The 14,171-nt window shown below is 65.2% G+C and carries 15 protein-coding genes; 10 read left to right on the plus strand and 5 right to left on the minus strand.

All coding sequences use genetic code 11. The features are described 5' to 3' along the window. Nucleotides 1–117 precede the first annotated feature (117 nt). The 5 genes from petA (at nucleotide 118) to ACGFZ3_RS03190 (ending at nucleotide 4,073) form a co-directional block, all read left to right on the plus strand. Nucleotides 118–738 (plus strand): ubiquinol-cytochrome c reductase iron-sulfur subunit, encoded by a 621-nt coding sequence (gene petA, locus ACGFZ3_RS03170; RefSeq protein ID WP_392916272.1) that lies wholly within the window; start codon nucleotides 118–120, stop codon nucleotides 736–738. A 2-nt stretch (nucleotides 739–740) separates the two neighbouring features. Next, the gene (locus ACGFZ3_RS03175; protein ID WP_392916275.1) at nucleotides 741–2,000 is read left to right on the plus strand and encodes a cytochrome bc complex cytochrome b subunit; all 1,260 of its coding nucleotides are present in this window, start codon (nucleotides 741–743) and stop codon (nucleotides 1,998–2,000) included. Continuing rightward, nucleotides 1,993–2,739 carry a cytochrome c1 gene (locus ACGFZ3_RS03180; protein WP_392916278.1) on the plus strand — a complete coding sequence of 249 codons (747 nt, stop codon included), beginning with the start codon at nucleotides 1,993–1,995 and terminating at the stop codon, nucleotides 2,737–2,739. Before ACGFZ3_RS03175 ends, ACGFZ3_RS03180 begins: the two co-directional genes overlap by 8 nt. Before the next feature lie 157 nt (nucleotides 2,740–2,896). Continuing rightward, nucleotides 2,897–3,532, plus strand: coding sequence for a glutathione S-transferase N-terminal domain-containing protein (locus ACGFZ3_RS03185; RefSeq protein ID WP_068850679.1), 636 nt, complete (start codon nucleotides 2,897–2,899; stop codon nucleotides 3,530–3,532). 100 nt (nucleotides 3,533–3,632) lie between these two features. After that, entirely contained in the window at nucleotides 3,633–4,073 is a 441-nt protein-coding gene (locus tag ACGFZ3_RS03190; protein ID WP_392916282.1) for a ClpXP protease specificity-enhancing factor, read from the plus strand. A 33-nt stretch (nucleotides 4,074–4,106) separates the two neighbouring features. On the opposite strand, the gene ACGFZ3_RS03195 is transcribed toward ACGFZ3_RS03190, so the two are convergent. From ACGFZ3_RS03195 to ACGFZ3_RS03210, 4 genes are all read right to left on the minus strand, one after another. Beyond that, complete coding sequence (locus ACGFZ3_RS03195) at nucleotides 4,107–4,463, minus strand: DUF3301 domain-containing protein (protein WP_392916285.1); 357 nt, start codon at nucleotides 4,461–4,463, stop codon at nucleotides 4,107–4,109. A 101-nt stretch (nucleotides 4,464–4,564) separates the two neighbouring features. Beyond that, nucleotides 4,565–5,647, minus strand: coding sequence for a DUF2272 domain-containing protein (locus ACGFZ3_RS03200; RefSeq protein ID WP_392916288.1), 1,083 nt, complete (start codon nucleotides 5,645–5,647; stop codon nucleotides 4,565–4,567). 68 nt (nucleotides 5,648–5,715) lie between these two features. Beyond that, a complete protein-coding gene (gene nadC / locus ACGFZ3_RS03205) occupies nucleotides 5,716–6,576 on the minus strand; it encodes a carboxylating nicotinate-nucleotide diphosphorylase (protein ID WP_392916291.1) in 861 nt (286 codons plus the stop codon). Further along, complete coding sequence (locus ACGFZ3_RS03210) at nucleotides 6,573–6,842, minus strand: Trm112 family protein (protein ID WP_392916294.1); 270 nt, start codon at nucleotides 6,840–6,842, stop codon at nucleotides 6,573–6,575. Before ACGFZ3_RS03210 ends, nadC begins: the two co-directional genes overlap by 4 nt. Nucleotides 6,843–6,902: 60 nt before the next feature. Here ACGFZ3_RS03210 and purE point away from each other — a divergent pair, with 60 nt between their 5' ends. After that, complete coding sequence (gene purE / locus ACGFZ3_RS03215) at nucleotides 6,903–7,406, plus strand: 5-(carboxyamino)imidazole ribonucleotide mutase (RefSeq protein ID WP_392916296.1); 504 nt, start codon at nucleotides 6,903–6,905, stop codon at nucleotides 7,404–7,406. Beyond that, on the plus strand, nucleotides 7,403–8,554 hold the full coding sequence (locus tag ACGFZ3_RS03220; RefSeq protein ID WP_392916299.1) for a 5-(carboxyamino)imidazole ribonucleotide synthase: 1,152 nt from the start codon (nucleotides 7,403–7,405) through the stop codon (nucleotides 8,552–8,554). The genes purE and ACGFZ3_RS03220 overlap by 4 nt, the downstream gene beginning before the upstream one ends. A 161-nt stretch (nucleotides 8,555–8,715) precedes the next feature. Here ACGFZ3_RS03220 and ACGFZ3_RS03225 read toward each other — a convergent pair whose 3' ends face one another. After that, the gene (locus ACGFZ3_RS03225; protein WP_392916302.1) at nucleotides 8,716–9,297 is read right to left on the minus strand and encodes a superoxide dismutase; all 582 of its coding nucleotides are present in this window, start codon (nucleotides 9,295–9,297) and stop codon (nucleotides 8,716–8,718) included. Nucleotides 9,298–9,415: 118 nt separating this feature from the next. Between ACGFZ3_RS03225 and grxD the strand changes: the two genes are divergently transcribed. From grxD to ACGFZ3_RS03240, 3 genes are all read left to right on the plus strand, one after another. Beyond that, complete coding sequence (gene grxD / locus ACGFZ3_RS03230; RefSeq protein WP_068854623.1) at nucleotides 9,416–9,736, plus strand: Grx4 family monothiol glutaredoxin; 321 nt, start codon at nucleotides 9,416–9,418, stop codon at nucleotides 9,734–9,736. After that, nucleotides 9,733–10,476, plus strand: coding sequence for an SDR family NAD(P)-dependent oxidoreductase (locus tag ACGFZ3_RS03235; protein WP_392916306.1), 744 nt, complete (start codon nucleotides 9,733–9,735; stop codon nucleotides 10,474–10,476). Before grxD ends, ACGFZ3_RS03235 begins: the two co-directional genes overlap by 4 nt. A 324-nt stretch (nucleotides 10,477–10,800) precedes the next feature. Beyond that, a complete protein-coding gene (locus tag ACGFZ3_RS03240; protein ID WP_392916309.1) occupies nucleotides 10,801–14,058 on the plus strand; it encodes a carboxypeptidase regulatory-like domain-containing protein in 3,258 nt (1,085 codons plus the stop codon). The last annotated feature ends 113 nt before the right edge of the window (nucleotides 14,059–14,171 follow it).

A 14,171-nucleotide genomic window follows, 5' to 3' on the forward strand; every position in this document is an offset into this window, starting at 1 on the left:
TCGGTGCCATTGTGTCGCCGAGTCAGGTTCCGCTATAGTCGATCACGATTCATTGTGGACTGGCCCCCACCGGTCTGCTGGCAGCCTCAAGCTACCTAATCAATATCGGAGTGCCGGATGGCCAACGATGGGGTAAACGATCCAGTCAACACTGGACGTCGACGATTTCTTTCAGCAACCACCGCAGTGGTGGGAGCAGTCGGCGTCGGTTTCGCCGCAGTTCCGTTCATCAAGTCATGGAATCCCAGCGCCCGCGCCAAACTGGCCGGTGCACCGGTATCTGCCGACATCAGCGCCCTGCAGGAAGGCCAGCGACTGGTCATGGAGTGGCGTGGGCAGCCGATCTGGATCGTCAAGCGTTCCAAGGCCATCCTCGACGCCCTGCATGGGCTCGATGGTCGACTGAGGGATCCGGCGTCCGAGAACAAGGACCAGCAGCCGGACTACGTGCTCAAGCAGAACCCCGAATTCCGTTCGATCAAGGCCGAGGTATCGGTGCTGGTCGGGCTGTGCACCCATCTGGGCTGTTCGCCGGAGATGGTGGCCGAAATCCGCCCCGAGCCGTTCGATCCGGAATGGAAGGGCGGCTACTTCTGCCCGTGCCACAAATCCCGCTTCGACATGTCCGGTCGCGTCTTCGATGGCGTTCCGGCGCCGATCAACCTGCTGGTGCCGCCGCACCATTACCAGGACGACAGCACCATCATCATCGGCGTTGATCCGCAGGGGGCAGCCTGATCATGGCCAACATTCTTTCCCGTACCGCCACCGGCGTCGCCGACTGGGTCAACGCGCGCGCGCCGGGGCTTATGCCGGTGTACCGCAAGCATGTCAGCGAGTACTACGCGCCGAAGAACTTCAACCTCTGGTACTACTTCGGTTCGCTGGCACTGCTGATCCTGGTCAACCAGATCGTGACCGGCATCTTCCTCACGATGCACTACAAGACCAGTGCGCTGGAAGCCTTCAACTCCGTCGAGTACATCATGCGTGATGTGGAGTGGGGCTGGCTGATCCGCTACATGCACTCTACCGGGGCCTCGCTGTTCTTCATCGTGGTGTACCTGCACATGTTCCGCGGCCTGATGTACGGCAGTTACCAGAAGCCGCGTGAACTGGTGTGGATCCTGGGCATGCTGATCTACCTGGTTCTGATGGCCGAAGCGTTCATGGGCTATGTGCTGCCGTGGGGTCAGATGTCGTTCTGGGGCGCGAAGGTGATCATCTCGCTGTTCGGCGCCATTCCGGTGATCGGCAATGGACTGACCGAGTGGATCATGGGCGATTACCTGCCCAGCGATGCCACCCTCAACCGGTTCTTCGCCCTGCACGTGATTGCGCTGCCGCTGGTGCTGCTGTTGCTCGTGGTACTGCACCTGGGGGCCCTGCACGAAGTGGGTTCGAACAACCCTGATGGCGTGGAAATCAAGAAGGGGCCCAAGGGCAACCGCTGGTCGGCCACCGCGCCCACCGATGGCATTCCGTTCCACCCGTACTACACGCTCAAGGATGGGGTGGGGGCCGGTTTCCTGCTGATCATCGCGGCCTTCATCATCTTCTTCGCACCGGGTTTTGGCGGCCTGTTCCTGGAGCACGACAACTTCACCGAGGCCAACCGCCTGGTCACGCCCGAGCACATCAAACCGGTCTGGTACTACACGCCGTACTACGCCATGTTGCGCGTGGTCCCCAACAAGCTGGGAGGCGTGATCGTGATGTTCTCGGCCATCGCCATCCTGTTCCTCGTGCCGTGGCTGGACAGGGCGCGGGTCAAGTCCTACCGCTATCGCGGTTGGCTGTCGCGCGCCCTGCTGGGTGTGTTCGCGGTGTGCTTCATCTGGTTGGGCGTGATCGGGTCCGGGCCGGGTACCGATGCGCATGAAACCTACGTCGGCCGCGTGCTGACCTTCCTGTACTTCGCCTTCTTCATCACCATGCCGCTATGGACCAAGCTGGACAGGACCTTGCCGGTACCGGACCGGGTGACCACGCATGACTGACCACTGGATTGTCCGGCTGGCCTGCGCGGCCGCCCTGCTGCTGGCGAGCACCCTGGCGGGCGCCGCCGAAGGCGGCAAGACCCTGCAGGCGGGTAACGACCTGGGCGACCGTGCGTCGCTGCAGCGTGGTGCCCAGCTCTACATGAACTACTGCTCGGGTTGCCACGCGCTCAAATACCTGCGCTATTCACGGATGGCGCAGGACCTGGGGCTGAGCGAAGAAGAGGTCATGAACAACCTCAACTTTGCCGGCGTGCCGATCGGCGAAGCGGTGCCGGTGACGCTGCCCAAGGCGGATGCCGAAAAGTGGTTTGGCAAGATGCCGCCGGACCTGAGCCTTATCTCGCGGGTGCGCGGCAGTGACTGGGTCTACACCTATCTCAAGTCGTTCTACCTGGACCCCAGCCGCCCGCTCGGCTGGAACAACGCGCTGTTCCCCAACGCGTCCATGCCCAATCCCCTGTGGGAGATGCAGGGCCTGCAGCACGCCGTGCACGGCAAACCGGAAGCGCCGGGTGCCGATGCGCCGGTGACCGGGCTCAAGGTGGTGCAGCCCGGCAATCTCGATCCTGGGCAGTATGACCAGGCCGTGCGGGACATCACCAATTTCCTTGAATACGCGGGCGAACCGGCGGCGTTGAAGCGGCAGAAGCTCGGCGTGTGGGTGATCCTGTTCCTGGCGCTGCTGACCTTCCTGGCCTATCTGCTGAAGAAGGAGTACTGGAAGGACGTGCATTGAGCCTATGCATATAGCCAACGCCGATCGAATGTCTGAAGTCGATCGGCCTATTGGCTTTTGTGATGGGCAGTTGCACACTCGGGTACTGTGACGACTGTCGGCAATGGGCTGGCAGCGCCGATGCGACCGGCGGATACCGATCGCTGGAGAGCCTTTGATGGCGGCGAGCGTACGCATGCGGAACACCCTGACCCTGTTTTCTTCGAATGACGACGTGCTGTGCCATCGGGTGCGCCTGGTGCTGGCTGCCAAGGGCGTTACCTATGACTTCGTCCCGGTCGACCCGCAGAACCCGCCCGAGGATCTGATCGACCTCAACCCGTATCACTCGGTGCCCACCCTGGTGGAGCGCGAACTGGTGCTGTACGCGGCTTCGGTGGTCAGCGAATATCTCGATGAACGCTACCCGCACCCGCCGCTGATGCCGGTGGATCCGCTCTCGCGTGCACGGATCCGGCTGGCGATGCTGCGCATCGAACATGACTGGGTACCGCAGGTTCAGGCGATCCAGCTGGGCAACAAGACACAGGCCGAGGCGGGGCGCAAGCGGTTGAAGGAACTGCTGACCAGCGCGGTGCCGTTGTTCAAGGCCAGCAAGTTCTTCCTCAATCCGGAAATGAGTCTGGCCGATTGCGCCATGGCGCCGATCATCTGGCGCCTGCAGTCGCTGGACGTGCCGCTGCCGAAGGATGGCAAGTCCATCGAGGACTACGGCAACCGCATTTTCCGCCACCCGGGCTTCATCCGCAGCCTGACCGACCAGGAAAAGAAGCTGCGCGACCTGCCGGTCTGATTGGCGGTTGGCTGCATCGGCGCTTTACGTGGGGCGACGTGCCTGCTGACCGCTGCACGGGTGGGCGCGTACACTTGTCACATTTCCGCGGCGCCCCACAATGACTGAAGACACTTTCCGCATGACCAGCCATCGCCCCTACCTGTTGCGGGCGCTGGTGGAATGGATCAACGACAACGACCTGACCCCGCACATTCTGGTCGACGCCGGCATGCCCGGCGTGCAGGTGCCGCAGAGCGCGGTGAAGGACGGCCGTGTGGTTCTCAACATCGCCGAACGCGCGGTGGTGCGGCTGCACATCGACAATGACAACGTAAGCTTCTCGGCCCGGTTCTCGGGCACCAGTTACCCGGTCCAGGTGCCGATCTCCGCGGTGCTGGCCGTCTACGCCCGCGAAACCGGGCAGGGCATGGCGCTGCCGGACGACATCCCCGGGCACGAGCCGAACCCGGACGATACCCTGCCGCCCGATGACACGCCGACCCCGGACGACACCCCGCCCAAGCCGAGCGGTCGCCCGCAGCTGCGCGTGGTGAAATAGGAAATCGCCGCCCCCAGGGCGGCGATTTCGCTTTTACGCGTCCTCGGCGCCAGTGGTATCCACGCTGCGCCGGATTTCGCTGATGCGCGCCGCCGAGGGGCCAACGAAGGCGATCAGTTCGTCACCGCGCAGCACCATGCGGCCGGTGTGGCGGTCTATGCCGTCATACGAGTACTCAAAGCGGTAGGTCCGTTCCCAGCCCAGCCAGCCGTTGTCCTTGCGGCAGACGCGGATGCCACTGGCATGCACGGCCTGGTCCAGCCACTGCACGTCGGCGGCCCGGCAGGCGTTGCGGCCCAGTTCAATGGCGCGCTCAGCGGCGGCACGCGATGAATTCCAGAAGGCGTAGACGAACGCGCCGGCAATCATCAACAGGATCAGGCTGGGCATCGGCGGCTCGCGGGAATCGTGGTCAGGAACCTCCAAGATGGCGACGAACCGGCCACGGATCAAGCCGATCGTGCACTGCACCGGCGGGCGTCGCGACACCGCTACGTGCGCGGCGGCGCGTCCTGCTGCGGTGCCGATGGCTGCGAGGTCGGAAGGGGCGACTGCGGCTGGGGCCTGGGCGGAACAACCCGCGGGAAAGTAGGTGTCTGCTTCTGAGCCGGCGCGGGGACGCCAGGCTGGACCGGTGCCGATGGCAGGGGGGGTGCCGGTGCCGGTGCCGGCAATGGCGCATGCATGGGTGCGCTTGCCACCAGCTTGAGCAGGGCCGCCCAGTCCTGGCGGTTGAAGTTGCACTCGTCTTCGCGTCCCGGGGTACAGCCCATGTCATAGGGATCGCTGGATGGAGCCGGCGGCAGCTGGATGCGTCCGCTTCGATCCAGCGGCAGCTTGCGCATCGCCACCGTGTTCATCACGTTGCCGCCGATCAGGTACAGGGTATGGTCGCCGCCCATGTTGGCCGCGATCACCACTTCGCAGTGGGATTTCCAGTTCGCCACCGTGCCGCCCCTGAGCTGCTGTACCAGACCGGCATAACTCAGTGATTCGGTTCGGCCGCGCAGGTAGCACAGGAGATCGCCGGGGGCGGGTTTTTCCTGCGCGGGGTCGGTCATCCGGTACGGCCCGGTGTTCTGGTAGGCGGCGCGGATGTAATCGATGTGGCGCGGCGAGCGGGTGAAGCCGGGTACCCCGGCGCGGCTCATCACCCAGGAAATGAAGGCGGCCGACCATGGGTTGTCGATCAGGAACGCGCGGCAGTCGCTGTCGGTGTAACGCATGCCGAACGGTTCCATGCAGCTGGTTGCGCCAGGCTGGCTGCCCATCGGTCCCAGGGTGCCGCTGTCGCGCCAATAGGCGACCACGCGCTGCCACGCGGGCATGCCGTCGTCGGCCAGGTACTCGCGCTCGGCCTCGCTGACACCAAGATTGGCGGCGCGGCCTTCACTGTCTATGAAGGGGCGGTACCACAGGCGGTGCTCATTGCAGGCGGTGCGGACGATGCCCATCGCCAGCGGACTCAAGCCGTAGCGAGGCGGGATGTCGCAGACTTCTGCGGCGGCGGCGGTGCCCGGCGCGAACAGGAGCGTGAGTGGCGACAGGCAGGCAAGCAGCAGCAGCGGGCGCATATGCGCTCTCCGGGTGGGGGCAGCAGAAGCGTCGCAGAAGACGCCTGCCGTTCTCGTGAAGCCCGGCCCTACCGCTGCGGCGGGTCGCCCAGTTTCAACGACAGGTCAATGGCCTGCACATGCTTGGTGAGCCCTCCGATCGAGATGCAGTCCACTCCGTCCTCGGCGATCGCGCGCAGACCGGCTAGGTCCACGCTGCCGGAGACTTCCAGCGGAATGCGACCGGCGGCGATGCGGACGGCCTCGCGCCGCGTGGCCGCATCGAAATCGTCGATCAGGATGCGGTCGCAGCCCACGGCCAGCGCTTCGCGCAGCTGCTGCAGATCTTCCACTTCCACCACCAGCGGCAGCTGCGGCCACTGCGCCCGCGCGGCGTGCACCGCTGTGGTCAGCGAGCCGGCGGCGCGGATGTGGTTTTCCTTGAGCATCACCGTGTCGTACAGGCCCTGGCGATGATTGTCGCCGCCGCCGCAGCGCACCGCGTACTTCTGCGCCGCGCGCAGGCCCGGCAGGGTCTTGCGGGTGTCCAGGATGCGCGCGCCGGTACCGGCCACGGCACCCACGTAGCGCGCGGTCGTGGTGGCGGTGCCCGACAGCGTCTGCAGGAAATTGAGCGAGGTGCGTTCGGCGCTGACCAGGCTGCGGTTGCGCCCGTGCAGGATCGCCAGCACGGTACCAGCGCTCACCGCATCGCCCTCGGCCACGCGCCACTCGATCCGCACCTGCGGGTCCAGGGCCCGATGGGTGGCATCGAACCACGGCCGGCCGGCGATCACCGCGTCCTGCTTGCACAGCAGGTAGGCGCTGTCGGGGCCATCCGGGAGCAGGGCGGCAGTCACATCTCCCGTGCCGATGTCTTCAGCCAAGGCACGGGCTACATCGGCCTGCACCTGGCTGGCGTCGGGGGGCGTCACGACGGCGCGGGTCATTTTTCCGGGAAATCGGCGATCTGGGCGGTATCGATGGCTTCTTCCGGCAGCAGCACCGGAATACCGTCGTTGACCTGGAAAATCTGCCTGCGGTCGTGGGTCAGCAGCGCTTCGCGCAGGGGCTGCCTCAACGTACTGCCGTCCAGGTTGGTCACCGTGCCGGCGCCAATGGCCCGGTTGAGCGCGTCCAGGCCCTTGGAGTCCAGCAGGGACAGGCGCTGGCCGGTGCGGGGTGCGCACAGGAGGTCGATGACTTTGCGATCCATGGGGTTCTTCGTCTTGCGTGGAAGACGGCTAGAATACGTCTTTAAGGCAGGTGACGGCCAATGACCCCCAACCAATCCGCGCCGCTCGTCGGCATCGTCATGGGTTCCCGCTCCGACTGGGAGACCATGCAGCACGCGGCGCAGAAGCTCGATGCGCTCGGTGTTCCCTACGAAGTGAAAGTCGTGTCGGCGCACCGTACGCCCGATGTGCTGTTCACCTACGCCGAACAGGCCGGCCCGCGTGGCCTGCGCGCGATCATTGCCGGCGCCGGCGGTGCCGCCCACCTGCCGGGCATGATCGCGGCCAAGACCGCGGTGCCGGTGCTGGGCGTGCCGGTGCAGTCCAAGGCGCTGAACGGCATGGATTCGCTGCTGTCGATCGTGCAGATGCCGGCCGGCATCCCGGTGGCCACCTTTGCCATCGGCAATGCCGGGGCCTCCAACGCCGCATTGTTCGCCGCCGCCATGCTGGCGTCCGACCAGCCGGCCATTGGCCAGGCGCTGGAAGGCTTCCGCTCCCGCCAGACCGAAGACGTCATGGCCCACGACGATCCGCGTCAATGACTACCGTGACCGTTGGCATTCTGGGGGGCGGCCAGCTGGCCCGCATGATGGTCCTCGCCGGCGCGCCGATGGGGCTGCGCTTCGAACTGTTCGACCCGGCCGCTGATGCCTGTGGTGGGCAGCTGGCGCCGCTGCAGGTGGCCGCGTTCGAGGACGAGGCTGCATTGGCTGCGTTCGCCGAACGGGTGGACGTGGTGACCTTCGATTTCGAGAACGTCCCCGCACGCAGTGCGCAGTTCCTGGCCGAACGGGTGCCGGTGTATCCCAACCCTGATGCACTGGCCGTGGCGCAGGACCGCCTGAGTGAAAAGACCCTGTTCCGTGAGCTCGGCATTCCGTTGCCGGCGTTCGCCGACATCGGATGCCGCGACGACCTGGCCGCCCGGGTGGCTGAGTTCGGCCTGCCGTGCATCCTCAAGACCCGTCGCTTCGGATACGACGGCAAGGGCCAGTTCCGCCTGCGCAGCGCGGCCGACATCGACGTCGCATGGGACGCGCTGGGTGGGCAGGTGGAGCGCACCGGCCTGATTCTGGAGGGCTTCGTCGCCTTCGAGCGCGAAGTCAGCGTGGTCGCCGTGCGCGGCCAGGATGGCGAATTCCGCGCCTGGCCGGTCACCGGCAACTGGCACGTGGACGGCGTGCTGTCGGCCAGCCTGGCCCCGGCGCAGCTGACGCCTGCACAGCACGAGGCGGCCATCGGCTATGCACAGACGCTGGCCGAACGGCTGGATTACGTGGGGGTGTTCGCGTTGGAGCTGTTCTGCCAGGGGGACGGGCTGCTGGCCAACGAAATGGCGCCGCGCGTGCACAACTCCGGGCACTGGACCATCGAAGGCAGCGAAACCTCCCAGTTCGAGAACCACCTGCGTGCGGTGGTGGGGCTGCCGCTGGGCGACACGCGCATGCGGGGCCATGCCTGCATGCTCAACTGGCTTGGTGAGATGCCCGATGCGGATGCGGTGCTGGCGCAGCCGGGTGGCCATTGGCACGACTACAACAAGCAGCCGCGCGACGGCCGCAAGGTCGGGCATGCCACGCTGCGCGGGGACGAGGCCGGGGTGCTGGCGGACGCCCTTGAGGCCGCGGGGCGGCAGCTGGGCCGTGCTGACCAGGTGGAGCCCGCGGTCGCCGCGCTGCGCGCTCGTTGACATACGGTCACGACCAACGGTCGTGACCTACCCTCGTTCGCCATGCGGCACGTGGCGACGTCGTTCGCCGATGCGGTGGGTACCTACCCTCGTTCGCCATGCGGCAGGTGGCGACGTCGTTCGCCGATGCGGTAGGTACCGACCGTTGGTCGGTACGCGCTTCAATCGCGCAGCTGGGTGGCCACGAAGTCCCAATTGACGATCTTCCAGAACGCGTCCAGGTAGCGGCCGCGTTCGTTCTGGTAATCGGTGTAATACGCGTGTTCCCACACATCGCAGGCCAGCAGCGGGGTGCTCTGGCCGGTCAGTGGTGTGCCGGCGTTGCGGGTGGCCTGGATGGCCAGGGCCCCATTCGGATGCTGCACCAGCCATACCCAGCCAGCGCCGACCACGCCCAGTGCGACTCTGTCGAATTCCTCGCGCAGCCGCCTGGCGTCGCCGAAATGCCGGCCGACCAGTTCGCCCAGCCGACCCTGCGGTTCGCCACCGCCGCGCGGGTGCAGGCACTGCCAGTAAAACGCGTGGTTCCAGGCCTGGGCGGCCGCGTCGAAGAGGCTGCCCTGGCTTTGCCGCACGATTTCTTCGAGCGGCAGTTCGGCCAGCTCTGTTCCCTCGATGCGTGCATTCACCGCGTCCACATAGGCACGGTGGTGCCGGCCATGGTGCAGGTCCAGGGTGGTGGCCGACAGATGCGGCTGCAGGGCGGTGCGGTCGTAGGGGAGGCGGGGCAATTCGAGGGGCATGGGTCGCTGCAGGCTGGAAACGGGGCGCCGGAGGCAGGGCCAGTAGGATTACAATGACCGTCTGGGAAGTCTATCCGACCGGCGAGGTCGGGTGTCCCGTGGCGCAGGGAGAGTCGTGGTGGCGGTAATGCAAGAGATCCAGGCCGAAGTCGACAAGTACCCCCTCGTGTTGTTCATGAAGGGAACCCCGCAGTACCCCATGTGCGGCTTCTCCAGCCGCGCCGTGCAGGCCCTGATGGCCGCCGGTGCCGTGTCGCTGCGCACCGTCAATGTGCTGGAACTGCCCGAGGTCCGGGCCAACCTGGCGCGCTTCTCCAACCTGCCGACCTTCCCGCAGCTGTTCATCAACGGCGAGCTGATCGGCGGCTGCGACATCATCCAGGAGCTGTTCGAATCCGGCGAACTCAAGCGGATCGTCGAAGAGGCCTCGCAGCCGTGAGCGCGGTCCCGTCCAGTGCGGTCGGGACTGCGGCGCTGGCCGATCGCGTCATTCTGGTCGCCGGGGCCGGTGGAGGCTTTGGCAGTGCCGCTGCCATTGCCTGTGCCGCCGCCGGTGCCACCCTGGTCCTGCTGGGGCGCAAGCCACGCCGGCTGGACCGGGTCTACACGGCGGTGGAAGCGGTCGGCCCCGAGCCGCTGCTGTACCCGATGGACCTGGAAGGGGCCGCCCCGGACGACTACGCAACCCTGGCTGAGCGGCTGCATTCCGAGCTGGGCCGGCTGGATGGCGTGCTGTACTGCGCCGCCGACTTTGCCGGCCTTACCCCGTTCGAACACGCCGACCCGGCCGCGTTCGCGCGGGCGGTGCACGTCAACCTGACCGCCCCGGCCTGGCTTGCCCAGGCCTGCCTGCCACTGCTGCGCCAGCGCGACGATGCCGCGCTCGTGTTCACCGTGGACGATCCGGCACGGGTAGGGCGGGCCTACTGGGGCGGCTATGGCGCCGCCCAGCATGGCCTGCGCGGCCTGATCGCCGCGCTGCACGACGAGCTGGCCAACAGCCCGGTGCGGGTCAGCGGACTGCAGCCCGGACCGATGCGTACCGCGCTGCGCGCACGTGCCTACTCGATCGACGAGGACGGCATGGCCCGGGATCCGGTGGCCTGCGCCGCCGCGGCCGTCGAACTGCTCTCGGCCCAGGGCATCGCCCATCGCGGCACGGTGCTGGACCTGGCGTAACCGGCTGGCAACAGCCGCGACTTACCCTTGATGGAAGCCCCGCCCGCGGAGGGCGGCGCGCTCGAGCCTGAACGCGAAAGAACCCCGGCATCGCCTCCCTGTTCAGCAAAATGTGAAAAAGGCGTCACGATCGTGTTGTGATGGCGTGTGTTTTGTCGCCAAACGGTCATATAGCGGGCTTATCGTGTTAATCTAGTGTTAACCGTTGCGGCTGAAACCAGCCTGCGGCAAGGGAACCCAGATAAAAGTCCAGACGGCCGCTGAACGGCTGCTTGGGCGCGCTTTTTTTTCCGCCATCGCCAACTCGCATCGAGGCTACTCCCAATGACCCACCCACGTTGTCTCCGGATGTCCAAGCTCACCCTTGGTCTCGTGGCCGCACTTGCAGCCGCCCCCGCCTTCGCCCAGAGCACCTCTGCCGGTGTCGGCGGCCAGGTCACCTCCGCCGCCGGCGCACCGGTGGTCGGTGCTGAAGTCACCATCACGCACACCGAGTCGGGTACGGTCAGCCGTGTTACCACCGACGCATCCGGTCGATATGCTGCGCGTGGTCTGCGCGTGGGTGGTCCGTACACCATCACCATCAACAAGTCTGGTGAAGGCACCAAGACCGAGGAAGGCGTCTACCTGAACCTGAATCAGGTCAACACCATCAATGCCAACCTGACCGGCGACGTGGCCGCCACCAATCTCGACGCGGTGCAGGTTGTCGCCGTGGCAGGTGGTTCGGACGTGTTCAGCGCCTACAAGATGGGTACCGGTTCCAACGTGAACCGCGAAACCATCGACTCGCTGCCGTCTGCCAACCGCAACATCCAGGACTACATCCGCCTGGATCCGCGCATCTCGCAGGTCAGCAAGGCTGACGGCGCGATCTCGGTCGGCGGCCAGAACACCCGTTACAACGCCATCCGCATCGACGGCATCGGCGCAGGCGACCCGTTCGGCCTGGAATCCAACAACCTGCCGACCGAGCGTCAGCCGGTGTCGATGGATGCCATCCAGGAAATCAACATCGACGTTGCCAACTACGACACCACCATCGCCGGTGGTACCGGTGCGGTGATCAACGCGGTGACCAAGTCGGGTACCAACAACTTCGGCGGCACCGTGTATTACGCGTACCGCGACAAGGACATGGTCCGCAAGGACCTGGAAGGCGTCCGCTTCAACGGCTTCGATGACGAAAAGACCTATGGCATGACCCTGGGCGGCCCGATCGTCAAGGACAAGCTGTTCTTCTTCGCCAACTACGAAAAAATGGAGCGTTCGGCGCCGGGCACCAGCCTGACCGACACGCCGTACGGCAAGGGCACCATCACCGATGCCGATATCGCCCGTGCGCAGCAGATCGCCACCGGTTATGGCTTCGACGCCGGCTCGCTGAGCGCTCCGTCGAACGACACCGAGATCGAAGAATACGCGCTGAAGATCGACTGGAACATCAGCGACAACCACCGTGCTGCCATCCGCTACAACAAGATGGAGCAGACCGTTGCGCGCTTCCCGCAGATCAGCACCAGTGCCGTCTCGCTGAGCAGCTTCTGGTACGACCTGCCCAAGACCTATGAAACCTGGATGGGCGAGCTGTTCAGTGACTGGTCCGAGAACTTCTCGACCGAGTTCAAGCTGTCGCACAAGGATTACTCGGCGATCCGTACCCCGTATTCGGACCTGCCGCAGATCCAGGTGCGTGGCTTCGGTGGTACCGCCAACAACTCGCTGTACTTCGGTACCGAGCAGAACTCGCACGTCAATGCGGTCGAATCCAAGGAGCTGAGCGCCTTCGGTGCCGGTACCTGGTACGTGGGCGACCACACCGTGAAGTTCGGCTTCGACTACTCCGACAATGACCTGCTGAACTATTACGGCCGCAACCTCAACGGCGTGTACGTGTTCAACAACCTCAACGACTTCGCCGCCGGCCGCATCAACCAGTACATCGTCCGCGCCCCGCGCGCAGGCGGCAGCTACGATGACATCCCGGCCAAGTACCACCTGAAGAACACCGGCCTGTTCGTGCAGGACAGCTGGGCGGTCAACAGCAACCTGACCCTGCAGTTCGGCGTGCGCGTCGACATGCCGGACTTCGACAGCCAGAAGCTGTACAACCCGCGCATCATGGACCTGTACGGGTACGACAACACCGTGCTGCCGGATGACAAGCTGGTACAGCCGCGCTTCGGCTGGAACTACACCTTCGACACCGAGCGTCCGACCCAGCTGCGCGGCGGCCTGGGCCTGTTCGGCGGCGCGGCCCCGAACGTGTGGCTGGCGGGCGTCTACCAGAACACCGGCCTGAACTACACCGAGTACACGGTCAACAGCCCGGCCACCAACTTCTTCACCCCGAATGTCGATCCGCCGTACATCCCGGCCAGCGGCGCCGGTGCGCGCCAGAACGTGGACATCGCCGAGCCGGGCCTGAAGCTGCCGTCGGTGTGGAAGACCAACCTCGCCTTCGACACCGAGCTGCCGTGGTACGGCATCGTCGCGTCGGCTGAGTTCCTGTACACCAAGGTCAACGACGCCATCTACTTCGAGCGTCTGGACCTGAGCGGCCCGAACGGCAGCTACACCCGTATTGGCCAGGACGGCCGTGAGCTGTTCTGGAACGCCGCAGGTTACCTGCCGTCCACCCCCGCCAACCGTAGTTCGGTGCAGCAGGGTCAGACGACCGCCCTGGGCCAGGTCAATGGCAAGAACAACCGTCCGTCCGACATGGGCGACGTGATGCTCATGCGCAACACGGACAAGGGCGCAAGCCGCCAGTTCACTGTCGGCCTGAACAAGCCGCTGATGGAAAACTGGGGCTGGTCGCTGGCTTACACCTACACCGCTGCGACCGAAGTCAGCCCGCTGACCAGCTCGCAGAACACCTCCAACTGGGGCAGCACCCTGATCGGCACCGCCAACGAAAACGTGGCGTACGACTCGCGCTACGCGATCAAGGACCGCGTGACCGCCTCGCTGAACTGGAAGAAGGCGTTCTTCGGCGACTACAACACCAGCGTCGGCCTGTTCTATGAAGGCCGTTCGGGTCGTCCGTACAGCTACATCTACTACAACGACATGAACGGCGATGCCGCCTCCACCTCGGGTGCCGGCTACTTCAACGACCTGTTCTACGTGCCGAACGGCCCGGGCGACGTGAAGTGGACGGGCGGCGCGGCGATGGAGCAGGCCTTCTTCAACTGGCTGGCCAAGAACCCGGATCTGGCGGCGTACCAGGGCCAGATCGCCCCGGCGAATGCCTTCCGCACCGGCTTCGTGAACACCTTCGATATGCGCATCTCGCAGGAGTTCCCGGGCTTCATGAAGGAACACAAGGGCGAGCTGGCGCTGGACATCATGAATGTCGGCAACCTGCTCAACAAGAAGTGGGGCCGCATCAACGATTACGGCTTCAACTCGACCGCCCGCGTGGCCAGCTATGCCGGTATCGACCCGGCAACCGGCAAGTACATCTACAACTTCACCGGTTCCACCGATACGCCGTCGATCCAGGAAAACAACAACGACAAGGGCAACACCGGCGTGTCGCGCTGGTCGATGCAGCTGACCCTGAAGTACAAGTTCTGATCCACCGGACTTGACGTGTGATTGACGACGGCCGGGGAAACCCGGCCGTCTTCATATATGACGTGTGCACCGGTGGCGCTTGTCAGTCGTCATCGATTGGCGTATCGTCTGTC

It is taken from the genome of Stenotrophomonas sp. NPDC047960 (genome assembly GCF_043204395.1).
Taxonomy (GTDB): domain Bacteria; phylum Pseudomonadota; class Gammaproteobacteria; order Xanthomonadales; family Xanthomonadaceae; genus Stenotrophomonas.